This is a genomic window from Pseudomonas sp. 57B-090624, from assembly GCF_003234055.1.
Taxonomy (GTDB): domain Bacteria; phylum Pseudomonadota; class Gammaproteobacteria; order Pseudomonadales; family Pseudomonadaceae; genus Metapseudomonas; species Metapseudomonas tohonis.
In genome coordinates this window covers 21,825-44,193 of record NZ_QKRU01000033.1, presented here as the reverse complement: position 1 = coordinate 44,193, position 22,369 = coordinate 21,825, and the positions used below count along the sequence as shown (strand labels likewise).

Here is a 22,369-nt window from a genome sequence, read left to right as displayed (position 1 = left end):
GCGTTAACCGTCCTTCTCGATCTCACAGAGTAGCGGATGCTGACTCTCTCTCGCGTATTGATTCACCTGCATAGCCTTGGTTTCAGCAATATCGCGTGTAAACACCCCACAGACCGCCCGCCCCTCGGTGTGAACGGTCAGCATGACCTTGGTCGCCGTTTCGCGGTTGTGATTGAAGAACACCTCAAGAACCTCGACGACGAAATCCATCGGCGTGTAGTCATCGTTAAACATGACCACCTTATACATAGGTGGCGCCTGAAGGATCGGCTTGGCTTCCTGGACGACCAGACCCGTGTCGTCGTCCCCATGATGCCCAGGGCGATCCTGATTGAATGTTAGTCGAATCTGGCTGCTTGCATGCATGCTGGAATAAAGCTTCTTGATAGGCGAAAGGAAGACGCCGTTTGGACTTTGACCCGCTTCTCGGCTGGTCGCTGCATCGCCTTGACTAAAGGCAAAACGGTGTTACAAACAATGGATACCCACCTACGGGTATCAGGGGTTCCGCACCCTCGTCCATTCGGTCGAAACAGGCGCGGGGTCGAAGTGGATGATACTCCAGTGATGGAGTCCTTTGCAGAGGGATATCAGCATGGTTAGCGGTAAGGTCAAGTGGTTCAACAACGCCAAGGGCTATGGATTTATCCTCGCTGACGGCCGAGATGAGGACCTGTTCGCCCATTATTCGGCCATCCAGATGGATGGTTACAAAACCTTGAAAGCTGGCCAACCGGTAAGCTTCGATATCATCCAGGGCCCCAAAGGCCTGCACGCCGTGAACATCAGTACGGTCACGGCAAACTCCGAAGCACCTGCCGCCACTGCCAGCCTCCCCCAGGGCAGCACGGTCGAAGCTTGAGCCCATTCCTTAGGGCATAAAAAAGGCCGGTCATGATGACCGGCCTTTTTGTTTACACCATCAGTCTCACATGTGAGCGATGGTGGCGTCGCCGAAGCCAGAGCAGGAAACCAGCTTGGCACCGTCCATCAGGCGCTCGAAGTCGTAAGTCACGGTCTTCGCAGCGATGGCACCGTTGGTGCCCTTGATGATCAGGTCGGCAGCCTCGGTCCAGCCCATGTGGCGCAGCATCATCTCGGCGGAGAGGATGACCGAGCCCGGGTTGACCTTGTCCTGGCCAGCGTACTTGGGCGCAGTGCCATGGGTCGCTTCGAACATGGCGATGGTGTCGGACAGGTTGGCACCCGGAGCGATACCGATCCCACCCACCTCGGCCGCCAGGGCGTCGGACAGGTAGTCACCGTTCAGGTTCAGGGTGGCGATCACGTCGTACTCGGCCGGACGCAGCAGGATCTGCTGCAGCATGGCGTCGGCGATGGCGTCTTTCACCACGATGTTCTTGCCGGTGTTCGGGTTCTTGAACTGCATCCACGGGCCGCCATCCAGCAGCTCGGCGCCGAACTCTTCACGCGCGACTTCGTAGCCCCACTCTTTGAAGGCACCTTCGGTGAACTTCATGATGTTGCCTTTGTGGACGATGGTCACGGAGCTGCGATCGTTGTCCACGGCGTACTGTAGGGCCTTGCGCACGAGACGCTTGGTGCCTTCCAGGGAAACCGGCTTGATGCCGATACCGCAGTTTTCAGTGAAGCGAATCTTCTTGACGCCCATTTCCTCGGTGAGGAACTTGATGACCTTCTCGGCCTCAGGGGAGCCAGCTTTCCACTCGACGCCTGCGTAGATGTCTTCCGAGTTCTCACGGAAGATCACCATGTCCACGTCACCGGGCTTCTTGACCGGGCTGGGCACGCCTTCGAACCAGCGAACGGGGCGCTGGCAAACATACAGATCCAGCTCCTGGCGCAGGGCCACGTTCAGGGAGCGGATGCCACCACCGACCGGAGTGGTCAGCGGGCCTTTGATGGAAACGACGTAGTCACGCACCGCTTCCAGGGTTTCTTTCGGCAGCCAGGTGTCCTGGTCGTAGACCTGGGTGGCCTTCTCGCCAGCGTAGACTTCCATCCAGGAGATCTTGCGAGTGCCGTTGTAGGCCTTGGCAACGGCGGCATCTACCACCTTGATCATGACTGGGCTGATGTCGACGCCGATGCCATCACCTTCGATGAAGGGGATGATCGGGTTATTCGGGACGTTCAGGGACATATCGGCATTGACGGTGATTTTGTCACCGGTAGCAGGCACCTGGATCTTTTGGTATCCCATGCTGGACTCCGTAGTTCTCGTGGTCTGACAACCATCACGCGGTCGGCGCGACGGATGGATCTTGGGTCTCGGAAAGGCGGGACATTCTTGTAGTTTTTCTACAGAAAGTCACGCACTTTTCCTTGTTCACGCAGAGCGGGCTGGCAGTTAAACCCGCATGAAACCTGTGCTTTAGCCGTGCATGTAGTCAAACTACAACATCGCTACACATGGCCACCTGAGCAAGCGCTATTCATCCTAGCAGCTTGCTTCCGGATTGCCGCTCCTCTCGCCTCCCCCTCCGCGGATGACTAAGATTGGCCGCCCACCGAGGAGGATCCCATGCGCTTCACCCCCCATGTCACAGTCGCCACCCTGGTAGAAGACCAGGGCCGTTTTCTGATGGTCGAGGAGATATCGGATGGCCGGGCGGTATTAAACCAGCCTGCCGGCCACTTGGAAGCCGACGAAAGTCTCATCCAGGCCGCCCTGCGCGAAACCCTCGAGGAAACCGGCTGGGAAGTCGAGTTGACCGCCGTCACCGGCATCTACCTCTATACAGCTCCGAGCAACGGCGTGACCTACCAGCGCGTCTGCTTCGCCGCGCGCCCGCTGCGCCACTGCCCCGAGCGCGAGCTCGACACCGGTATCATCGGTCCGCGCTGGCTGACCCGTGACGAGCTCCTGGCCCACCGCGAACAATGGCGCAGTCCGCTGATCATCCGCTGCATCGACGACTACCTGGCCGGAGAACGCTTCCCACTGAGCCTGATCCGCGACCCGGCGTGATCGCCCGAGCCGACCGCACCTGTTAGAATCCCGTTCTTTTTTGCAGCAGTCCCAGAGTCTTATGTCCGATACAGCCAAAACCCGCGTGATCGTCGGCATGTCCGGCGGCGTGGACTCTTCCGTTTCCGCCCTCCTGCTGATGGAACAGGGTTACCAGGTGGAAGGCCTGTTCATGAAGAACTGGGACGAGGACGACGGCACCGAATACTGCACCGCCAAGGAAGACTTGGCGGACGCCCAGGCCGTGTGCGATCGCATCGGCATCAAGCTGCACACAGCCAACTTCGCCGCCGAGTACTGGGACAACGTGTTCGAGCACTTCCTCGCCGAATACAAGGCGGGCCGCACGCCCAACCCGGACATCCTCTGCAACCGCGAGATCAAGTTCAAAGCCTTCCTCGACTACGCCCTGATGCTCGGTGCCGACCTCATCGCCACCGGCCATTACGTACGTCGCCGCGACATCGACGGCCGCACCGAACTGCTCAAGGGCCTGGACCCGAACAAGGACCAGAGCTATTTCCTCCACGCCGTCGGCGGCAAGGAAATCGCCCGCACCCTGTTCCCCGTCGGCGAACTGGAGAAGCCCGAAGTCCGCGCCATTGCCGAAAAACACGGCCTGGCCACCGCGAAGAAGAAAGACTCCACCGGCATCTGCTTCATCGGTGAGCGCCGCTTCAGCGACTTCCTCAAGCAATACCTGCCAGCCCAGCCCGGCGACATCGAAACCACCGACGGCGAAGTCATCGGCCGCCACCACGGCCTGATGTACCACACCATCGGCCAGCGCCAGGGCCTCGGCATCGGCGGCATGAAGGACGCCAGCGACGAACCCTGGTACGTCCTGGCCAAGGACGTCGCGCGCAACGTACTGGTCGTCGGCCAAGGCAACGAACACCCCTGGCTGTTCTCCCGCGCCCTGCTCGTGTCGGAGATCTTCTGGGTCAATCCGATCGAGCTCGACCAGCCCCGCCCCCTGACCGCCAAGGTCCGCTACCGGCAGAGCGACCAGGCCTGCACCCTGGAGCGCACCGCCAATGGCTATCGTGCGGTCTTCGACGATCCCCAACGGGCTGTAACGCCCGGCCAGTCGGTAGTCTTCTATGACGGCGAAATCTGCCTGGGTGGTGGCGTGATCGAAACGGCCGAAGCCTGGGACGCCGAGGTGCGCCGCCCATGACGCCCCTGCAGGAACAACTGGTAGCACTGGGCGCCGTGTTCGAAGCCGCCGTGCTGGTGGACAAGATCGCCAAGACCGGCCAGGTCAGCGAAGCCCCGCTGGGCTGCATGCTCGGCAGCCTGCTGGTTCGCGACCCGAAGAACACCCTGGACGTTTATGGCGGCGACGACATCAACCTGCGCGACGGCTACAAGGCCCTGATCAGCGCCCTGGAACGCGAGCCCAGCAGCCTGCAGCGCGAACCATTGCGCTACGCCCTGTCACTCCTGACCCTGGAGCGCCAGCTGAACAAGCGCGAGGACATGCTGCAACTGATCGGTAGCCGGCTCGACCAGATCCAGCAGCAGACGCAGCACTTCGGCGTCGTCCACGACAACGTCATCGCCTCGTGCGGCAGCCTCTACCAGGACACCCTCAGCACCTTCCGCCAGCGCATCCAGGTCCATGGCGACATGCGCCACCTGCAACAACCCAGCAATGCCGCCAAGATCCGCGCCCTGCTGCTCACCGGCATCCGCTCCGCCCGCCTCTGGCGCCAACTCGGCGGCCATCGCTGGCAGTTGCTGTTCAGTCGCCGCAAGTTGCTGGGCGAGCTCTACCCCATGCTGCGCAACTGAATTCGTGGGCAAGCGCCGAACGGCGCAAGCCCGCTCGCGTTATCGGGGCCGGTTTTCGTGTATGATGTGCGCCCTTTTCGTTGACCGATTGTCCGAGAACGCCCCATGCAGCTCTCCTCGCTCACCGCGGTTTCCCCCGTCGATGGCCGCTACGCCGGCAAAACCAGCGCACTGCGCCCGATCTTCAGTGAATATGGCCTGATCCGCTTCCGCGTACAGGTCGAAGTCCGCTGGCTGCAGCGCCTTGCCGCCCACTCCGGCGTTCCGGAAGTCGCCCCCTTCTCTGCCGAAGCCAATGCTCTGCTGAACGAGCTGGCCGAGAACTTCCAGCTGGAGCACGCCGAGCGCATCAAGGAAATCGAGCGCACCACCAACCACGACGTCAAGGCCGTGGAGTACCTGCTCAAGGAGCAGGCCGCCAAGCTGCCCGAACTGGCTAAGGTCAGCGAGTTCATCCACTTCGCCTGCACCAGCGAGGACATCAACAACCTGTCCCACGCCCTGATGCTGCGCGAAGGCCGCGACGGCGTGCTGCTGCCGCTGATGCGCCAGACCGCCGAGGCCATCCGTGAGCTGGCGATCCGCTTCGCCGACGTGCCGATGCTCTCCCGCACCCACGGCCAGCCCGCCTCCCCCACCACACTGGGCAAGGAACTGGCCAACGTCGTCTACCGCCTGGAGCGCCAGATCGCCCAGGTAGCCGCCGTACCGCTGCTGGGCAAGATCAACGGTGCCGTGGGCAACTACAACGCCCACCTCTCGGCCTACCCGGAAATCGACTGGGAAGCCAACGCCCGCGAATTCATCGAAGGTGACCTGGGCCTGAGCTTCAACCCCTACACCACCCAGATCGAGCCGCACGATTACATCGCCGAGCTGTTCGACGCCATCGCCCGCTTCAACACCATCCTCATCGACTTCGATCGCGACGTCTGGGGCTACATCTCCCTCGGCTACTTCAAGCAGAAGACCGTCGCCGGCGAGATCGGCTCCTCGACCATGCCGCACAAGGTCAACCCGATCGACTTCGAGAACTCCGAAGGCAACCTCGGCATCGCCAACGCACTGTTCCAGCACCTGGCCAGCAAGCTGCCGATCTCCCGCTGGCAGCGCGACCTGACCGACTCCACCGTGCTGCGCAACCTCGGCGTCGGCTTCGCCCACAGCGTCATCGCCTACGAAGCCAGCCTCAAGGGCATCGGCAAGCTGGAACTGAACGAAGCACGCATCGCCGCCGACCTGGACGCCTGCTGGGAAGTCCTCGCCGAACCGATCCAGACCGTGATGCGCCGCTACGCCATCGAAAATCCCTACGAGAAGCTGAAGGAACTGACCCGCGGCAAGGGCATCAGCCCCGAAGCGCTGCAGACTTTCATCGACGGCCTCGACATGCCGGCCGAAGCCAAGGCCGAACTGCGCAAGCTGACCCCCGCCGCCTACATCGGCAACGCGGCAGCCCAGGCCAAGCGTATCTGACGGCTATCGCTCCCTTGCACGCCCGGCTGTGCCGGGCGTTTTTATTTGAAAGGTTCCGCCATGACTTCCGATCTTCCCCTGCAAATCCTCGGCGGCATCTCCGCCCGTGAATTCCTCCGCGACTACTGGCAGAAGAAACCTCTGCTGATCCGCCAGGCCATCCCGGACTACGAGAGCCCCATCTCCCCCGACGAACTGGCCGGCCTGTCCCTGGAAGAGGAAGTCGAATCGCGCCTGGTGATCGAACATGGCGAGCACCCATGGGAACTCCGCCGCGGCCCGTTCTCCGAAGACACCTACCAGGACCTGCCGGAAAAGGACTGGACCCTCCTCGTCCAGTCCGTCGACCAGTTCGTCCCGGAAGTCGCCGAGCTGCTGGAACATTTCCGCTTCCTGCCCAGCTGGCGCATCGACGACATCATGGTCAGCTTCGCCGCGCCGGGCGGTGGTGTCGGTCCGCACTACGACAACTACGACGTGTTCCTGCTCCAGGCCCACGGCCAGCGCCGCTGGAAGATCGGCCAGATGTGCGACGCCGAAAGCCCGCTGCTGCCCCACGCCGACCTGCGCATCCTCGCCGACTTCCAGGGCACCGATGAGTGGGTGCTGGAACCCGGCGACATGCTCTACCTGCCGCCGCGCCTGGCCCACTTCGGCATCGCCGAGGACGACTGCATGACCTACTCGGTCGGCTTCCGCGCCCCTAGCGCCGCTGAAGTGCTGACCCATTTCACCGACTTCCTCGCCCAGTTCATCCCGGACGAAGAACGCTACAGCGACGCCGACATCACGCCGGTCAGCGACCCCTACCAGATCCAGCAGGACTCCCTCGATCGCCTCAAGGCCCTGCTGGCCGAGCACATGAGCGACGAACGCCTACTGCTGACCTGGTTCGGCCAGTTCATGACCGAGCCGCGCTACCCCGAACTGGTCGCCGGCACCGAAGTGGACGAAGACGAGTTCGTCGGCGCCCTGGAAGATGGCGCCGTGCTGATCCGCAACCCCAGCGCCCGCATGGCCTGGTCCGAAGTGGATATCGGCCTGGTGCTCTTCGCCAGCGGCCAGAGCCGCCTGCTGCCCAGCAGCCTGCGCGAGCTGCTGAAACTGGTCTGCGCCAGCGACGCACTGCACATCGACAACCTCGGCCAATGGCTGGCCGACGAGGACGGGCGTAAGCTTCTGTGGGAACTGGTCAAGCAAGGAAGTCTGGAGTTTGCCGATGAGTGAGATACACGTCCGCATCGCCGATTGGCAGAAGGACAATGCCGACCTGCGCCGCATCCGTGAAACCGTGTTCATCGCCGAACAGGCGGTGGCGCCGGAGCAGGAATGGGATGCGGAAGACGTCGACGCAGTCCACTTCCTCGCCCTGGAGCGCGATTACGCCATCGGCACCGCGCGCCTGCTGCCCGACGGACATATCGGCCGCGTCTCGGTACTCAAGGACTGGCGCGGCCTGCGGGTCGGCGATCGCCTGCTGGAAGCGGTGATCGCCGAAGCGGAGCGTCGCGGCCTCAAACAGCAGATGCTCTCCGCCCAGGTGCACGCCACCCCCTTCTATGAGCGCCACGGCTTCCGCGTCGTCAGCGGCGAGTTCCTCGAAGCCGGCATCCCCCACGTGGACATGGTGCGCGACAGCCAGTAGAGGTCGACATGGAACCCAACGCCCCGGAAAACCAAGAGCCCGATGCCGAATTGCCGGCCATCGAATTCCAGTCACCGGGGCGTTTCGAGGTCCACAACCCGGTCCCGGATCTGCGTGAGCCGGCCCCCTGGGAGCCAGCGCCCTACACCCTTGGCGAACACCCCGACCTGCAGCGCTTCGCCAAGCCCGACGATGCACGCCCCCACGCCCTCGCCCTGCTGCAGCAGGCGCAGCGCAACCTGTGTTTCTACACGCCGGACCTCGAAGCCTGGCTCTACCACCACAGCAGCATCCAGGACGCCTGTACCCGCTTTCTCCTGGCCAACCCGCGCAACCGCCTGCGCATCCTGATACGTGACGTCACGCGCCCGGTAAAGGAAGGCCATCGCCTGCTCAACCTGGTGCGACGCCTGTCCAGCAACAGCCAGATCCGCAAGCTCAATCCCGATCACTCCAACGAAGAGTGCGCCTACCTGCTGGTGGATGATCGCGGCCTGCTGCTGCGCCCGGAACTGGATAGCTTCTCCGGCTACGCTCTGTACAACGACCCCGGGCGCTGCCGCCTGCGCCAGGCCCAGTTCGACCAGGCCTGGGAACAGAGCGTCAGCGATCCCGACCTGCGGAGTTTCCTGCTATGACCCCACGCGCGCTCCTCGCCGCCCTGCTCATTGCCCTGAGCCTGCCGCTCCTGGCCGCGACCGAGGTGATCCCGCTCAACTACCGCACCGCAGAGGACGTGATGCCCGTGGTGCAATCGGTGCTCGGCAACGAAGGCCGCGTCAGCGCCTACGGCAACCAGCTGATCGTCAATGCCGAGCCGGCGAAGATCCAGGAGCTGCGCACGGTCCTTGGCCAGCTGGACACCGCGCCCAAGCGCCTGCTGATCTCGGTGGACACCAGCGACAGCAACTACCAGGACGATCGTGGCTACGCGGTCAACGGCTCGGCCAGCGTAGGCGGCGTGGATGTGGAAGCGGGGCGTGGTGAGGTGCGCGGCCGCGACCAGGTACGCATCATCCGCCGCAGCACCGACAGCCGCGGCGGCGGCGTGCAACAGGTTCAGGCCAGCGAGGGCTACCCGGCGCTGATCCAGGTCGGCCAAAGCGTTCCCATCACCACCGCCAGCACCGGCCCCTACGGGCAGGTCTACAGCAACACCGAGTACCGCAACGTGACCCGCGGCTTCTATGTCACCGCCAGCGTCACAGGCGACATCGTCCACGTCAGCATCAGCAGCAACAGCGACCGCCTGAGCCAGTCCCAGCCCGGAGTGATCGACGTGCAGAGCACCGATACCCGTGTCAGCGGTCGCCTCGGCGAGTGGATCACGGTCGGCGGCGTCAATCAGTCCAGCCAGTCCGATGACAGCGGCTTCCTGCAGCGCCGCAGCACCCAGGGCGGCGAAAACATGACCATGCGCCTGAAGGTCGAGAGCCTCGACTGACCCTCCCTTTCCCTGACCAATCGGTCGTTCTTAAGACTTATGTAGTAGTGCGAAAAAATCACTACAAAACGTTTGACGAACACTTGTTTGAAGCGCATCATGGCCCCGCTCCCGCTAACCAGGGGCCCTGCAACGGGCTCCCGGGCCGCGCTCAATACCTTCGAGCCGTCCCGTGTTGTTACAGCCCACAAGGCAGTTCGACGAGGTTGCGACTGGAACGAAGTTGTCCTGAGGGACGGGGAAGCGTTTAACGCAGCAGCCAGATCGACGATCCAACCGAACCTGATCCGCCAAAGGCATCCACGAGCCGTAGGCGAACAGGACGGACAGCGAAGTCATCTGTACCGCTCGTCTCGTCACCCCCTCCTCTCGAGTGTCCTACTCGTACCGGTCACATTCTCGACGTTCTGTGGTGAGCTACCCGTGATGCCTTCAAGGGCTTCACAGGGGGAAGTCGGTGCTCAACCAAACACATTTGAAGGATTGACCATGTCCGCATATCAAAACGACATCAAGGCAGTTGCCGCTCTGAAAGAAGCCGCAGGCAACAGCTGGAGCGCTATCAACCCGGAATCCGTCGCTCGTATGCGCGCCCAGAACCGCTTCAAGACCGGTCTGGACATCGCCAAGTACACCGCGGCCATCATGCGCAAGGACATGGCCGAATACGACGCCGACGCCTCCGTCTACACCCAGTCCCTGGGCTGCTGGCACGGCTTCATCGGTCAGCAGAAGCTGATCTCCATCAAGAAGCACCTGAAGACCACCAACAAGCGCTACCTCTACCTGTCCGGCTGGATGGTCGCGGCCCTGCGTTCCGACTTCGGCCCGCTGCCGGACCAGTCGATGCACGAGAAAACCGCCGTTTCCGGCCTGATCGAAGAGCTGTACACCTTCCTGCGCCAGGCTGACGCCCGCGAACTGGATCTGCTCTTCACCGCCCTGGACGCCGCCCGCGCCGCTGGCGACAAGGTCAAGGCCGATGAGATCCAGGCCCAGATCGACGGCTACGAAACCCACGTCGTTCCGATCATCGCCGACATCGACGCTGGCTTCGGTAACCCGGAAGCCACCTACCTGCTGGCCAAGAAGATGATCGAAGCGGGTGCCTGCTGCATCCAGATCGAGAACCAGGTTTCCGACGAGAAGCAGTGCGGCCACCAGGACGGCAAAGTGACCGTTCCGCACGAAGATTTCCTCGCCAAGATCAACGCAGTTCGCTACGCCTTCCTCGAGCTGGGCGTTGACGACGGCGTGATCGTTGCCCGTACCGACTCCCTGGGTGCCGGCCTGACCAAGCAGATCGCCGTGACCAAGCAGCCGGGCGACCTGGGCGACCAGTACAACTCCTTCCTGGACTGCGAAGAAATCACCCCTGCCGAGCTGAAGAACGGCGACGTGGTGATCAACCGCGAAGGCAAGCTGCTGCGTCCCAAGCGCCTGCCGTCCAACCTGTTCCAGTTCCGTGCCGGCACTGGCGAAGACCGCTGCGTACTGGACTGCATCACCAGCCTGCAGAACGGCGCCGACCTGCTGTGGATCGAAACCGAGAAGCCGCACGTTGGCCAGATCAAGGGCATGGTTGACCGCATTCGTCAGGTCATCCCGAACGCCAAGCTGGTCTACAACAACAGCCCGTCCTTCAACTGGACCCTGAACTTCCGCCAGCAGGTGTTCGATGCGTTCGTCGCCGAAGGCAAGGACGTTTCCGCCTACGACCGCGCCAAGCTGATGAGCGTCGAGTACGACGAAACCGAACTGGCCCAGGTTGCAGACGAGAAGATCCGCACCTTCCAGCGCGACGGTTCGGCTCACGCCGGCATCTTCCACCACCTGATCACCCTGCCGACCTACCACACCGCCGCGCTGTCCACCGACAACCTGGCCAAAGGGTACTTCGCCGACCAGGGCATGCTGGCCTACGTCAAAGGCGTACAGCGTCAGGAACTGCGTCAGGGCATCGCCTGCGTCAAGCACCAGAACATGGCTGGCTCCGACATCGGCGACAACCACAAAGAGTACTTCGCTGGCGAAGCGGCTCTGAAGGCAAGCGGTAAAGACAACACCATGAACCAGTTCCACTAATAGGAACTGTTCACCAGCACGACCCTCGGGTCGGCTGGATGCCTCGAAGCCCTGGCAGCGATGCCGGGGCTTTTTTTATGCACCGCGAAACCTCCCCGGAGGAACGCCTTGCATCCATCGCGCGTCTGAACTTACCTCTGGCCGACAGCCGACGGTTTCAATCCGATGCCCAGATCGCTCATTTCCTGCCTGCTGACCCTGATCCCCTTCCTCGCCCATGCCGGCGACCTGGAGCAACGCTTCACCCCAGGCACGCTCCAGCCCATCCTCGACCACCTTCAGCACAACGAGCATCCGCGTTTCGCCGTGGTCGACTACTCCCAGCGCTCTGACCAGAAGCGCTTCCTTCTATACGACCGCCACACCCACAAGCTGCTTGCGCGCTACCGCGTGGCCCATGGCAAGGGCTCGGATGCCGACCACGACGGCTACGCCGAGCGCTTCTCCAACGAACCTGAAAGCCACGCCTCCGCCCTCGGCGCCTACCGCACCGGCGAGGTCTACCGGAGCGAACAGCCCGGCCATGGCCTGTCGATGCGCCTGGCCGGGCTGGACTCGAGCAATGACAAGGCCATGCAGCGCGCCATCGTCATCCACGCCATGGACTACATGGAGGAGAGGTTCATCCGCCAGCACGGCGTGGCCGGGCGCAGTTTCGGCTGCCTGGTGCTGTCCGACGACGACCGCGACCAGGTGATCGAAGCGCTCCGCGGCGGCGCACTGATCTTCGCCATCCAGCCGACGCCTGCATCATCCGGGACGCCCTGAAGCGTTTTGTGCGGCACAGCACATAAGGCACCACGCCCGTCGCACTGTCACAGTTCCGTCGCCTTCAGGTCGTAGCGTCAAGTCTCCGCCGATTCGCCCGTATGGAGACAGAGCCTTGAACAACGAGAAAGAGAACGCCGTCCTCTTTGGAAATGGCGACGAAGTGCCGAGCAACCAGTCCCGGAACCCCCACATCAGCGAGCTGATCGAAGGCGTGAAACGCCGCGAGGTGCTGGCCGGTGGCGCCGCACTCGGCGCCCTCGCCTTCCTCGGCGTATCCCTGCCCGGCCAGGCCGAGGCCGGCCAGGATGAGGCCCGCAGCCTCGGCTTCCCCTTCAAGCCGCGCCGCCGACTGGCCTTCGAAGGCATCCCGGCCGGCCGCGCCGACACCATCACCGTGCCGCCGGGCTACAAGGCAACGCCCTTCATTCCCTGGGGCACGCCCATCACCGGCCGTTACCCGGCGTTCGCCGAGGACGCCAGCAACAGCGCTCAAGACCAGGCCGAACAGACCGGCATGCACCACGACGGCATGCACTTCTTCCCCATCGACACCCGCCACGGCCTGGGCCTGCGCTCCGACCACGGCCTGCTGGTACTCAACCACGAGTACATCGATGCGCCCTTGCTGCACCCCAATGGCCCGACCGTCGTGAGCGGCAAGCGCACGAGCGCCGAGGAAGTGCGCAAGGAGATCAACGCCCACGGCGTATCGGTGGTGGAGATCCGCCGTGACGTGCGCGGCGAGTGGACGGTGGTGCCGAGCCGCCGCAACCGGCGCATCACCGCCGCCACGCCGATGCAGATCAGCGGCCCGGCACGCGGCAACAAGCTGCTGCAGACCCGCCACAGCCCCAACGGAACCGCCGCACGCGGCACCCAGAACAACTGCTCCAACGGCTTCACGCCCTGGGGCACCTACCTCACCTGCGAGGAGAACTGGGCCGGCTACTTCTCCACCCGCGACGCCGACCTGCCCCGCGAGCTGAAACGCTACGGCCTGCGCAACGGCAGCCGCTTCGGCTGGGAAACCCTCCCCGGCGATGAGTTCGAGCGCTTCGACGCCACCCGCAAGGCCGCCGACGCCAAGGGCGACTACCGCAACGAGCCGAACCAGTTCGGCTGGATCGTCGAGATCGACCCCTTCGAACCCGACTCCGTACCGGTCAAGCGCACCGCCCTGGGCCGCTTCGCCCACGAAGGCCTGATCTTCGCCCCGGTGAAGGCCGGCCGCCCGGTGGTGTGCTATTCCGGCGACGACTCGCAGAACGAGTACATCTACAAATACGTCAGCCGCGACGCCTACCGCCCCGGCCGCAGCAACGGCCGCCTGCTCGACGAAGGCACCCTGTACGTGGCGCGCTTCAACGCCGATGGCAGCGGCCAGTGGCTGGCGCTGGACATCAACGACAAATCCTTCCTCAAGGCCTGCCTCGCCGCAGGCGTGGCCTTCGCCGACCAGGGCGAGGTGCTGATCAACACCCGTCTGGCGGCGGACGTGGTCGGCGCCACCAAGATGGACCGCCCCGAGTGGGGCGCGGTGAACCCCGACAACGGCGAGGTGTACTTCACCCTCACCAACAACACCGCACGCACCACGCCGGATGCGCCCAACCCGCGCCCGGTCAACGCCTACGGCCATATCATCCGCTGGCGCGAACAGAGCCGCGACTATGCAGGCAAGGCCTTCAACTGGAACCTGTTCATGCTTGCCGGCCCGGAAACCGACAGCCGCAGCCCGAGCGGCAAGCCGCTGGATGCCAGCAACATCCTCGCCAGCCCCGACGGCCTGTGGTTCGACGACGACGGCCGCCTGTGGATCCAGACCGACATGAGCGGCAGCCAACTGGCTTCCGGTCCCTTCGGCAACAACCAGATGCTGGTGGCGGACCCGCGCACCGGCGAACTCAAGCGCTTCCTGGTCGGCCCGCTGGGCGCCGAGGTCACCGGCATCGCCGCGACCCCGGACTTCCGCACCCTGTTCGTCAACATCCAGCACCCGGGCGAGGGCTCCACGCCCACCAACCTGACCAGCACCTGGCCGGACGGACCGGGCAAGCGGCCGCGCTCCTCCACGGTGGTCATCACCCGAGAGGACCGCCGCCGCATTCTCTGATCCCCCCAGCCACTGGCCGAAGTGCCAGGCATTTGCGACCGGCCAGCAATGGCCGGTCCTTTTTACCGGTGACAGACTGGCCGCCCATTCACCAAGGGCCCATCCATGCCAGCCAACCGTCTGAGTCGCGCCACCGCCCTGGTAAGCCGACTGCCCGCCACGCTGCACACGCCCCTCCTGAGCCTACTGATAGGCAGCCAGGTCCGCTTCGCCGGCACCGCACGCGTGCGCGTCCATCACCTGAGCCAGCAGCGCGCGGTAATGAGCCTCGCCAATCGCCCCCGCGTGCGCAATCACATCAAGGGCGTGCATGCGGCCGCCATGGCATTGCTGGCAGAGTCCGCCACCGGCTTGCTGGTGGGCATGAACGTGCCGGACGACAAGCTGCCGCTGATAAAGAGCCTGCACGTGGACTACCTCAAGCGCGCCACAGGCGGCCTGAAAGCGGTGGCCGAACTGGACGCCGAGCAGGTCCGCCGCATCCACGAAGAGGACCGGGGCGAAGTCCGTGTCGCAGTGATCATCACCGACGAAACCGGCATCGAGCCCATCCGCTGCGAAATGATCTGGGCCTGGGTCACCCGCAAGCGCGAGCCTTGACTAAGCTGTACGAATGTCCCAACTGGAAGGGCGAGCCCCAATGGCACGAATCCATCTCATCCTGGCAAGCACTGCGATCGCCGCGGTTACCGCCGCCGCCACCCTCTACTGGCGCCTGCCCCCCGAAGCCCAGGTCGCCGCCCAGCGCTCACCACAGGCCACCCAGGCGCCTGCCTCTTCGGCGAGCGACGCGCCGGAGACGACGGGGACGCCGCGCATCGATCCTGCGCGGATGACGGAATACGAGAAGCGCCTGGAGTTTCACTCGGCCTACCGCGACTTCTTCAAGGCCGCGCCCGGCCTCTCGGCCGAAGCGCGCGAGCAACAGGCCGCCCGCCTGGCCGAGGAAGTACAGGCCCACGAGCAGAGCGGCGAGCTGGCAGCAAGCGAATCGCTGATGCTGCAGATCGCCCTCATCCAGGCGACCAGCACGGACGTGGAAGAACAGAAAGCGCGGGCCAATGCCCTGCTGCAACGCTACAAGGCCCGCAGCGATGCGCTGGAGAAGAAGCTGGCGGCGAAGCCCTCGCCCCAGTTCGATCACTACAAGCAGGAAGAAAAGCGCATCGTCGAAGAAGTGCTGGCGATGCAGAACATCCCCGACGGCCTGAGCCGCGACGAGTACCTCAGGCAGCGCCTGCAGCAGGCCCGCGAGCAGGCTTACCACTAAGGCCGCGAGGCGGATCGCCCGCCTCGCGCCCCTCCATCAGAGCAGCTGGTTGAGAATGTAGTAGAGCAGGTTGAAGGGCTTGGCCCGATCGGCCGCATCGCTCGTCTCGGAGGCATCCATAACCGGCCCGCTGCCATCCAGCACATTGGTGACGAAATCATCCAGTTGCAGGTTCTGCTCCTGGATATCGGCATTGGCGAACTCGATGATGCTGGTGCAATGGCTCTCGTTCACCGCGCGGTACTGCGGGAAGTAACCGCCGAAATTGTGCAGGTTGGCCAGGGTATTGCGCAGGCGACCGGTGTCCACGTCCCACTTGGCGTGGATCAACGCCTCCTTGGTGGCCTGGTCCGGTGCGTTGGCGATCTCCGGATAGAAGCGCTCGTAGGAATACGACGAGTAGTTGAGGTCCTTCCAGAAGTGCGTGTGCCCGAGGCGATCACCCGGCAGGTTCGCGGAAAGCGCCGGGTAGATGCTGCCCAGGTCGTTGAGGGTGACGCCCGGCAGGCGGCTCTGCAGCAACTGCAGCGGGCCATTGTCGAGGCCCCAGGCCTGGCGGATGAAAGTCTGCAATGGCAGCGACGGGTAGGCCTGGTTGCTGCCGCCTGCCACCGCGCTGAACACCGGCCCCGAGTCGTCGATCATGAAACCGCGGGTGGGCGCGATGTCCTGGCGGGTCACCGCATGGCTGATCAGGCTCCCCGCCCCGCCGGCGCTGCAGCCGGTGGACAACATCTGCTCCGGGCGCTCCAGGTTGTCCTTGAGCCAGGCCGTCACCGCACGGGTATTGCGCAGCCCGTTGTGGTGCCAGATCAGCTGCGGCTTCTGCCCGGTGGGGTCCTGGTAGACCGCCACCTTGTCGCCGGAATAGATGTCGCCCGTGCAATAGGGCACATAGACCATGTTCCAGTTCTGCGTCTTCACCCGCGTCCAGGGATGCAGCCGCACCACGAAGGGGCTGACCAGGCTGGCGCTGGGGTTCAGCAGCTTCATGTAGTCATCGGGAATCCCGTTGGGGTTGCGCGCACCGCGGATGCCGGTCTGCCCGGTGCAACTGGCGTAGTCCCAGCAGGCGCCGCCGCCTTCCATATAGATGATGGTGTTGCTGGTATTGGGCACCCGATTGACGAAGAACTTGTAGGGCGAGCCGTTACCGCATACCGCACCCGTCTCGGGCGCGAGCTGCACCGTCTGCCAGGCGTAGTAGTTGCCCGCCTTGAAGCCGGAATCGAACCCGGCGGGGTTGGCCAGCAACGGATAGGGCCCGACCCGCTGCTCGGGCAGGACCTTGTTGTCGGCCTTGGGCGGCGAGGTGAGGTTGATCAAGGTCCGCCAGAACCCGTAATCGCCGAGCTCGGCGTGGGCAGGCAAGGACGGCAGGAAGAACAGCAGGAGCACGAAGCAATGACGCAGCGACTTGGCAACGCCCATGGCGATTCCCTCTTTTTTCTTGTTTTTCAAGTGGACCAGCGCGCCCAGGCAGGCGAATCCGTGGTCCAGCCGACCCACTGAGTACGACAGGGAAACAGGGGGAACGCGCCGTATCCACGACGCACCTAGCACGCTAGTACAAGGTCGTCAGAGCAACAACGATAGCCCCATAAGAATTAGGCATAGAGGAAAGAAGTTGTGAGTAACAGCGGCTATTAAGTGCGCATGTTTTAACCACTTTCGTAGGACTCGCTCTGTAGTGGTTATATATTCTCCAGTCAAATGATAATGACTATCATTAACCAGCCTGTATCTGTGCCCTGCGGCATAGCGCCGCAATCCGACCAAAGCCTGACAAAAAACCGGAACCCCCGCCGCCCTAGGCTTTCAGAGCTGTACAAGGTGTTTAAACTGGCTTTCGGGTTAATTTTTTAGTCTGAAAAATTTACTTGTACGCCCATACGGGCATAAAATTGTCCGAATAGATTGCCGGGCACTCTTGTGCGGGCAAGGATCATTTTAATAACGAGTGAACGCCGTTCCTTGTTGAAGGAGTTCAGGCATGTCGGAAGCCACTGCCATTCTTTCCCATAACTGGGGTTTCGCTGTTTTCCTGCTGGGCGTCATCGGCCTCTGCGCCTTCATGCTCGGCGTATCGAGCCTGCTCGGCAGCCGCGCCCACGGTCGCGCCAAGAACGAACCCTTCGAATCTGGGATGCTCCCCACCGGCAGTGCCCGCCTGCGCCTCTCCGCAAAATTCTATCTGGTCGCGATGCTCTTCGTGATCTTCGACGTCGAAGCCCTCTTTCTCTTCGCCTGGGCCGTATCCGTTCGCGAAAGCGGGTGGGCGGGCCTCATCGAAGCTACCATTTTCATAGCAATTCTGTTGGCAGGTCTTGCCTATCTCTGGCGCATCGGAGCCCTCGACTGGGCCCCCGAAGGTCGTCGCAATCGGCAGGCGAAGCTAAAACAATGAGGCTTTGGCGATGCAATACAAACTTACTCGGATCGATCCGACTGCTCCCAACGAGCAGTACCCGATCGGTGAGCGGGAGATCGTTTCCGACCCCCTGCTAGAAGATCAGGTCCACAAGAACATCTTCATGGGCAAGCTGGAAGATGTTCTCAACGGTGCAGTCAACTGGGGTCGCAAGAACTCCCTGTGGCCGTACAACTTCGGTTTGTCCTGCTGCTACGTGGAGATGACCACCGCCTTCACGGCGCCGCATGACATCGCCCGCTTCGGTGCAGAAGTCATTCGTGCATCACCCCGCCAGGCCGACTTCATGGTCATCGCCGGCACCTGCTTCATCAAGATGGCGCCCATCATCCAGCGCCTCTACGAGCAGATGCTGGAGCCCAAGTGGGTGATCTCGATGGGCTCGTGTGCCAATTCCGGCGGCATGTACGACATCTACTCGGTGGTCCAGGGCGTGGACAAGTTCCTCCCCGTGGACGTGTACATCCCTGGCTGCCCTCCTCGTCCGGAGGCATTCCTGCAAGGCCTGATGCTGCTGCAGGAGTCCATCGGCCAGGAGCGCCGCCCGCTTTCCTGGGTCGTCGGCGACCAAGGCATCTACCGTGCCGAAATGCCGTCGCAGAAGGAACAGCGCCGCGAACAGCGTATCCAGGTCACCAACCTGCGCAGCCCCGACGAAGTCTGATCCGGTCTCTTCCACAAGAAGAGGCCCGGCTCACTCTGTACGTTGACCGAAAGCGACCGAGACCATGACTGCAGACACCGTTCTGTCTATTCCGCCTTACAAGGCTGACGACCAAGATGTCGTTGTTGAACTGAATTCCCGCTTTGGCGCCGAGAGCTTCACCCTCCAGGCCACCCGCACCGGCATGCCGGTTATCTGGGTGGCTCGCGAGAAGCTCGTCGAGGTGCTGACCTTCCTGCGCAATTCGCCGCGTCCCTTCGTCATGCTGTACGACCTGCACGGCGTCGACGAGCGCCTGCGTACGCAGCGCCGCGGCCTGCCGGGCGCCGACTTCACCGTGTTCTACCACCTGATCTCCATGGAGCGTAACAGCGACGTGATGATCAAGGTGTCGCTCCAGGAAGGCGATCTCAACCTGCCCAGCGTCACCGGTATCTGGCCCAACGCCAACTGGTACGAGCGTGAAGTCTGGGACCTGTACGGCGTGCACTTCACCGGCCACCCGCACCTCTCGCGGATCATGATGCCGCCCACCTGGGAAGGCCACCCGCTGCGCAAGGACTACCCGGCGCGCGCCACCGAGTTCGATCCCTACAGCCTCACCCTGGCCAAGCAGCAACTCGAGGAAGAAGCCGCCCGCTTCAACCCCGAGGACTGGGGCATGAAGCGCCAGGGCGAGAACGAGGACTACATGTTCCTCAACCTCGGCCCCAACCACCCCTCTGCCCACGGCGCCTTCCGCATCGTGCTGCAGCTCGACGGCGAAGAGATCGTCGACTGCGTCCCGGACATCGGCTACCACCACCGGGGAGCCGAGAAGATGGCCGAGCGCCAGTCCTGGCACAGCTTCATCCCCTACACCGACCGCATCGACTACCTCGGCGGGGTGATGAACAACCTGCCCTACGTGCTCGCGGTGGAGAAGCTCGCCGGCATCAAGGTGCCGCAGAAGGTCGACACCATCCGCGTGATGCTGGCTGAATTCTTCCGCATCACCAGCCACCTGCTGTTCCTGGGTACCTACATCCAGGACGTCGGCGCCATGACCCCGGTGTTCTTCACCTTCACCGACCGCCAGCGCGCCTACAAGGTCATCGAGGCCATCACCGGCTTCCGCCTGCACCCGGCCTGGTACCGCATCGGCGGGGTTGCCCACGACCTGCCGCGCGGCTGGGACGGCCTGGTCAAGGAGTTCGTCGAATGGCTGCCCAAGCGCCTGGACGAGTACACCAAGGCGGCGCTGAAGAACAGCATCCTCAAGGGCCGCACCATCGGCGTCGCCCAGTACAACACCAAGGAAGCCCTGGAATGGGGGGTCACCGGTGCCGGCCTGCGCTCCACCGGCCTGGACTTCGACCTGCGCAAGGCCCGCCCCTACTCCGGCTACGAGAACTTCGAGTTCGAAGTGCCGCTGGCCCACAACGGCGACGCCTATGACCGCTGCATGGTCCGCGTCGAAGAGATGCGCCAGAGCATCCGCATCATCGACCAGTGCCTGAAGAACATGCCGGAAGGCCCCTACAAGGCCGACCACCCGCTGACCACGCCGCCGCCGAAAGAGCGCACGCTGCAGCACATCGAAACCCTGATCACCCACTTCCTGCAGGTTTCCTGGGGCCCGGTCATGCCGGCCAACGAAGCCTTCCAGATGATCGAGGCGACCAAGGGCATCAACAGCTACTACCTGACGAGCGATGGCAGCACCATGAGCTACCGCACCCGGATCCGGACGCCCAGCTTCCCCCACCTGCAGCAGATCCCCTCGGTGATCCGCGGCAGCATGGTGGCCGACCTGATCGCCTACCTGGGCAGTATCGACTTCGTTATGGCTGACGTGGACCGCTGACATGAGCATTATCCAGACCGACCGTTTCACCCTCAGCGAAACCGAGCGCTCGGCCATCGAGCACGAGATGCATCACTACGAGGACCCGCGCGCGGCGTCCATCGAAGCCCTGAAGATCGTCCAGAAGGAGCGCGGCTGGGTGCCTGACGGCGCCGCCGATGCCATCGGCGAGATCCTCGGCATCCCCGCCAGCGACGTCGAGGGCGTGGCCACCTTCTATAGTCAGATCTTCCGCCAGCCGGTGGGCCGCCACATCATCCGCGTTTGCGACAGCATGACCTGCTACGTCGGCGGCCATGAGTCGGTACTCGGCAGCATCCAGCAGAACCTCGGCATCGGCCTCGGCCAGACCACCGCCGACAATCGCTTCACCCTGTTGCCGGTGTGCTGCCTGGGCAATTGCGACAAGGCCCCGGCCCTGATGATCGACGACGACACCTTCGGCAACGTCAGCGCCGACGGCGTCGCGCAACTGCTGGAGGCCTATCAATGAAGACCCTCACCTCCGTCGGCCCAGCCAACCGCATCCAGCGCAGCGCCGAGACGCACCCGCTGACCTGGCGCCTGCGTGACGACGCTCAGCCCGTCTGGCTCGAGGAATACCAGCAGAAGAACGGCTACGCAGCCGCACGCAAGGCCCTGGGCGAGATGGCCCAGGCCGACATCGTGCAGACCGTCAAGGACTCCGGCCTCAAGGGCCGCGGCGGCGCGGGCTTCCCCACCGGCGTCAAGTGGGGCCTGATGCCAGCCGACGAATCCATGAACATCCGCTACCTGCTGTGCAACGCGGATGAAATGGAGCCCAACACCTGGAAGGACCGCATGCTGATGGAACAGCTGCCCCACCTGCTGGTGGAAGGCATGCTGATCAGCGCCCGCGCGCTCAAGGCCTATCGCGGCTACATCTTCCTGCGTGGCGAATACGTCGACGCAGCGCGCAACCTCAACCGCGCCATCGACGAAGCCAAGGCCGCCGGCCTGCTGGGCAAGAACATCCTCGGGTCGGGCTTCGATTTCGAGCTGTTCGTCCACACCGGTGCCGGCCGCTACATCTGCGGCGAGGAAACCGCCCTGATCAACTCGCTGGAAGGCCGCCGCGCCAACCCGCGCTCCAAGCCGCCCTTCCCCGCCGCCGTCGGCGTCTGGGGCAAGCCCACCTGCGTCAACAACGTCGAGACCCTGTGCAACGTGCCGGCGATCGTCGCCAACGGCGTGGACTGGTACAAGGGCCTCGCCCGTCCGGGCAGCGAAGACATGGGCACCAAGCTCATGGGCTTCTCCGGCAAGGTGAAGAACCCCGGCCTGTGGGAACTGCCCTTCGGCGTCCCCGCCCGTGAACTCTTCGAGGACTACGCCGGCGGCATGCGCGATGGCTTCAAGCTGAAAGCCTGGCAGCCCGGCGGCGCCGGCACCGGCTTCCTGCTCCCCGAACACCTGGATGCCCCCATGTACGCCGCCGGCATCGCCAAGGTCGGCACCCGCATGGGCACCGGCCTGGCGCTCGCCGTGGACGACAGCATCAACATGGTCTCCCTGCTGCGCAACATGGAAGAGTTCTTCGCCCGCGAGTCCTGCGGCTGGTGCACGCCGTGCCGTGACGGCCTGCCCTGGAGCGTCAAGGTCCTGCGCGCCCTCGAGCGCGGCGAAGGCCAGCGAGGCGACCTGGAGACCCTCGAAGGGCTGGTCAACTTCCTCGGCCCAGGCAAGACCTTCTGTGCCCACGCACCGGGCGCCGTCGAGCCACTGGGTAGCGCGATGAAGTATTTCCGTCCGGAGTTCGAAGCGGGCATCGCCGAGAACGCACCGGTGATCCGACCCGAACCGGTCGGCGCATAAGAGCCAGTTCCGCCGGTTGGCGGCCGCCGCGCGCGGCC

Annotated in this window: 22 protein-coding genes; 19 read left to right on the top strand and 3 right to left on the bottom strand. The window is 63.6% G+C overall.

Annotated features, from left to right (window positions below; translation table 11 throughout):
* Positions 1-3: 3 nt before the first annotated feature.
* Complete coding sequence (clpS, locus tag DMX10_RS16870) at positions 4-366, bottom strand: ATP-dependent Clp protease adapter ClpS (RefSeq protein WP_111262146.1); 363 nt, start codon at positions 364-366, stop codon at positions 4-6.
* Between the two features lie 229 nt (positions 367-595).
* Between clpS and cspD the strand changes: the two genes are divergently transcribed.
* Positions 596-862: a cold shock domain-containing protein CspD gene (gene cspD, locus DMX10_RS16865; RefSeq protein ID WP_111262174.1), complete on the top strand. Its 267-nt coding sequence runs from the start codon at positions 596-598 to the stop codon at positions 860-862.
* 66 nt (positions 863-928) lie between these two features.
* Here the strand turns inward: cspD and icd are convergent, their stop codons facing one another.
* Positions 929-2,185, bottom strand: a complete 1,257-nt coding sequence (gene icd, locus DMX10_RS16860) for an NADP-dependent isocitrate dehydrogenase (protein WP_111262145.1) — start codon at positions 2,183-2,185, stop codon at positions 929-931.
* Positions 2,186-2,506: 321 nt separating this feature from the next.
* Here icd and DMX10_RS16855 point away from each other — a divergent pair, with 321 nt between their 5' ends.
* From DMX10_RS16855 to DMX10_RS16790, 13 genes are all read left to right on the top strand, one after another.
* The gene (locus tag DMX10_RS16855) at positions 2,507-2,953 is read left to right on the top strand and encodes an NUDIX hydrolase (RefSeq protein WP_111262144.1); all 447 of its coding nucleotides are present in this window, start codon (positions 2,507-2,509) and stop codon (positions 2,951-2,953) included.
* 61 nt (positions 2,954-3,014) lie between these two features.
* Entirely contained in the window at positions 3,015-4,133 is a 1,119-nt protein-coding gene (gene mnmA / locus DMX10_RS16850; protein ID WP_111262143.1) for a tRNA 2-thiouridine(34) synthase MnmA, read from the top strand.
* Positions 4,130-4,750, top strand: a complete 621-nt coding sequence (hflD, locus tag DMX10_RS16845; RefSeq protein ID WP_111262142.1) for a high frequency lysogenization protein HflD — start codon at positions 4,130-4,132, stop codon at positions 4,748-4,750. The genes mnmA and hflD overlap by 4 nt, the downstream gene beginning before the upstream one ends.
* 105 nt (positions 4,751-4,855) lie before the next feature.
* On the top strand, positions 4,856-6,226 hold the full coding sequence (purB, locus tag DMX10_RS16840; RefSeq protein WP_111262141.1) for an adenylosuccinate lyase: 1,371 nt from the start codon (positions 4,856-4,858) through the stop codon (positions 6,224-6,226).
* 60 nt (positions 6,227-6,286) lie between these two features.
* On the top strand, positions 6,287-7,453 hold the full coding sequence (locus DMX10_RS16835; RefSeq protein ID WP_111262140.1) for a cupin domain-containing protein: 1,167 nt from the start codon (positions 6,287-6,289) through the stop codon (positions 7,451-7,453).
* Positions 7,446-7,871, top strand: coding sequence for a GNAT family N-acetyltransferase (locus DMX10_RS16830; RefSeq protein ID WP_111262139.1), 426 nt, complete (start codon positions 7,446-7,448; stop codon positions 7,869-7,871). The genes DMX10_RS16835 and DMX10_RS16830 overlap by 8 nt, the downstream gene beginning before the upstream one ends.
* An 8-nt stretch (positions 7,872-7,879) precedes the next feature.
* Positions 7,880-8,509 carry a histone acetyltransferase HPA2 gene (locus tag DMX10_RS16825; RefSeq protein ID WP_111262138.1) on the top strand — a complete coding sequence of 210 codons (630 nt, stop codon included), beginning with the start codon at positions 7,880-7,882 and terminating at the stop codon, positions 8,507-8,509.
* Positions 8,506-9,315: a secretin N-terminal domain-containing protein gene (locus DMX10_RS16820; protein WP_111262137.1), complete on the top strand. Its 810-nt coding sequence runs from the start codon at positions 8,506-8,508 to the stop codon at positions 9,313-9,315. The genes DMX10_RS16825 and DMX10_RS16820 overlap by 4 nt, the downstream gene beginning before the upstream one ends.
* Before the next feature lie 489 nt (positions 9,316-9,804).
* The gene (locus tag DMX10_RS16810) at positions 9,805-11,400 is read left to right on the top strand and encodes an isocitrate lyase (protein WP_111262136.1); all 1,596 of its coding nucleotides are present in this window, start codon (positions 9,805-9,807) and stop codon (positions 11,398-11,400) included.
* 165 nt (positions 11,401-11,565) lie between these two features.
* On the top strand, positions 11,566-12,168 hold the full coding sequence (locus tag DMX10_RS16805; RefSeq protein WP_111262135.1) for a murein L,D-transpeptidase catalytic domain family protein: 603 nt from the start codon (positions 11,566-11,568) through the stop codon (positions 12,166-12,168).
* Between the two features lie 115 nt (positions 12,169-12,283).
* Positions 12,284-14,284, top strand: a complete 2,001-nt coding sequence (locus DMX10_RS16800; protein ID WP_111262134.1) for a PhoX family phosphatase — start codon at positions 12,284-12,286, stop codon at positions 14,282-14,284.
* 105 nt (positions 14,285-14,389) lie between these two features.
* Positions 14,390-14,884, top strand: coding sequence for a DUF4442 domain-containing protein (locus tag DMX10_RS16795; protein ID WP_111262133.1), 495 nt, complete (start codon positions 14,390-14,392; stop codon positions 14,882-14,884).
* A 40-nt stretch (positions 14,885-14,924) separates the two neighbouring features.
* Positions 14,925-15,554 carry a hypothetical protein gene (locus tag DMX10_RS16790; RefSeq protein ID WP_111262132.1) on the top strand — a complete coding sequence of 210 codons (630 nt, stop codon included), beginning with the start codon at positions 14,925-14,927 and terminating at the stop codon, positions 15,552-15,554.
* A gap of 36 nt (positions 15,555-15,590) precedes the next feature.
* On the opposite strand, the gene DMX10_RS16785 is transcribed toward DMX10_RS16790, so the two are convergent.
* Positions 15,591-16,985 (bottom strand): pectin acetylesterase-family hydrolase, encoded by a 1,395-nt coding sequence (locus DMX10_RS16785; RefSeq protein WP_111262131.1) that lies wholly within the window; start codon positions 16,983-16,985, stop codon positions 15,591-15,593.
* A gap of 562 nt (positions 16,986-17,547) precedes the next feature.
* On the opposite strand from DMX10_RS16785, the gene DMX10_RS16780 reads away from it, so the two are divergent.
* The 5 genes from DMX10_RS16780 (at position 17,548) to nuoF (ending at position 22,331) form a co-directional block, all read left to right on the top strand.
* Positions 17,548-17,961, top strand: coding sequence for an NADH-quinone oxidoreductase subunit A (locus DMX10_RS16780; RefSeq protein ID WP_111262130.1), 414 nt, complete (start codon positions 17,548-17,550; stop codon positions 17,959-17,961).
* Between the two features lie 10 nt (positions 17,962-17,971).
* A complete protein-coding gene (locus tag DMX10_RS16775) occupies positions 17,972-18,649 on the top strand; it encodes an NADH-quinone oxidoreductase subunit B family protein (RefSeq protein ID WP_111262129.1) in 678 nt (225 codons plus the stop codon).
* A gap of 64 nt (positions 18,650-18,713) precedes the next feature.
* Positions 18,714-20,495: an NADH-quinone oxidoreductase subunit C/D gene (gene nuoC, locus DMX10_RS16770; RefSeq protein WP_111262128.1), complete on the top strand. Its 1,782-nt coding sequence runs from the start codon at positions 18,714-18,716 to the stop codon at positions 20,493-20,495.
* Between the two features lies 1 nt (position 20,496).
* Entirely contained in the window at positions 20,497-20,988 is a 492-nt protein-coding gene (gene nuoE / locus DMX10_RS16765) for an NADH-quinone oxidoreductase subunit NuoE (protein ID WP_111262127.1), read from the top strand.
* On the top strand, positions 20,985-22,331 hold the full coding sequence (gene nuoF / locus DMX10_RS16760) for an NADH-quinone oxidoreductase subunit NuoF (RefSeq protein WP_111262126.1): 1,347 nt from the start codon (positions 20,985-20,987) through the stop codon (positions 22,329-22,331). Before nuoE ends, nuoF begins: the two co-directional genes overlap by 4 nt.
* Positions 22,332-22,369 lie beyond the last annotated feature (38 nt).

What these genes read in the sequence shown, in the direction of transcription:
- mnmA (WP_111262143.1), top strand. Translation starts at nt 3,015, where the DNA reads ATGTCCGATACAGCCAAAACCCGCGTGATCGTCGGCATGTCCGGCGGC.
- DMX10_RS16775 (WP_111262129.1), top strand. Translation starts at nt 17,972, where the DNA reads ATGCAATACAAACTTACTCGGATCGATCCGACTGCTCCCAACGAGCAG.
- DMX10_RS16790 (WP_111262132.1), top strand. Translation starts at nt 14,925, where the DNA reads ATGGCACGAATCCATCTCATCCTGGCAAGCACTGCGATCGCCGCGGTT.
- clpS (WP_111262146.1), bottom strand. Translation starts at nt 366, where the DNA reads ATGCATGCAAGCAGCCAGATTCGACTAACATTCAATCAGGATCGCCCT.
- nuoF (WP_111262126.1), top strand. Translation starts at nt 20,985, where the DNA reads ATGAAGACCCTCACCTCCGTCGGCCCAGCCAACCGCATCCAGCGCAGC.
- DMX10_RS16835 (WP_111262140.1), top strand. Translation starts at nt 6,287, where the DNA reads ATGACTTCCGATCTTCCCCTGCAAATCCTCGGCGGCATCTCCGCCCGT.
- icd (WP_111262145.1), bottom strand. Translation starts at nt 2,185, where the DNA reads ATGGGATACCAAAAGATCCAGGTGCCTGCTACCGGTGACAAAATCACC.
- DMX10_RS16795 (WP_111262133.1), top strand. Translation starts at nt 14,390, where the DNA reads ATGCCAGCCAACCGTCTGAGTCGCGCCACCGCCCTGGTAAGCCGACTG.
- nuoC (WP_111262128.1), top strand. Translation starts at nt 18,714, where the DNA reads ATGACTGCAGACACCGTTCTGTCTATTCCGCCTTACAAGGCTGACGAC.
- DMX10_RS16810 (WP_111262136.1), top strand. Translation starts at nt 9,805, where the DNA reads ATGTCCGCATATCAAAACGACATCAAGGCAGTTGCCGCTCTGAAAGAA.
- DMX10_RS16820 (WP_111262137.1), top strand. Translation starts at nt 8,506, where the DNA reads ATGACCCCACGCGCGCTCCTCGCCGCCCTGCTCATTGCCCTGAGCCTG.
- DMX10_RS16780 (WP_111262130.1), top strand. Translation starts at nt 17,548, where the DNA reads ATGTCGGAAGCCACTGCCATTCTTTCCCATAACTGGGGTTTCGCTGTT.
- DMX10_RS16830 (WP_111262139.1), top strand. Translation starts at nt 7,446, where the DNA reads ATGAGTGAGATACACGTCCGCATCGCCGATTGGCAGAAGGACAATGCC.
- cspD (WP_111262174.1), top strand. Translation starts at nt 596, where the DNA reads ATGGTTAGCGGTAAGGTCAAGTGGTTCAACAACGCCAAGGGCTATGGA.
- hflD (WP_111262142.1), top strand. Translation starts at nt 4,130, where the DNA reads ATGACGCCCCTGCAGGAACAACTGGTAGCACTGGGCGCCGTGTTCGAA.
- DMX10_RS16805 (WP_111262135.1), top strand. Translation starts at nt 11,566, where the DNA reads ATGCCCAGATCGCTCATTTCCTGCCTGCTGACCCTGATCCCCTTCCTC.
- nuoE (WP_111262127.1), top strand. Translation starts at nt 20,497, where the DNA reads ATGAGCATTATCCAGACCGACCGTTTCACCCTCAGCGAAACCGAGCGC.
- DMX10_RS16825 (WP_111262138.1), top strand. Translation starts at nt 7,880, where the DNA reads ATGGAACCCAACGCCCCGGAAAACCAAGAGCCCGATGCCGAATTGCCG.
- purB (WP_111262141.1), top strand. Translation starts at nt 4,856, where the DNA reads ATGCAGCTCTCCTCGCTCACCGCGGTTTCCCCCGTCGATGGCCGCTAC.
- DMX10_RS16855 (WP_111262144.1), top strand. Translation starts at nt 2,507, where the DNA reads ATGCGCTTCACCCCCCATGTCACAGTCGCCACCCTGGTAGAAGACCAG.
- DMX10_RS16785 (WP_111262131.1), bottom strand. Translation starts at nt 16,985, where the DNA reads ATGGGCGTTGCCAAGTCGCTGCGTCATTGCTTCGTGCTCCTGCTGTTC.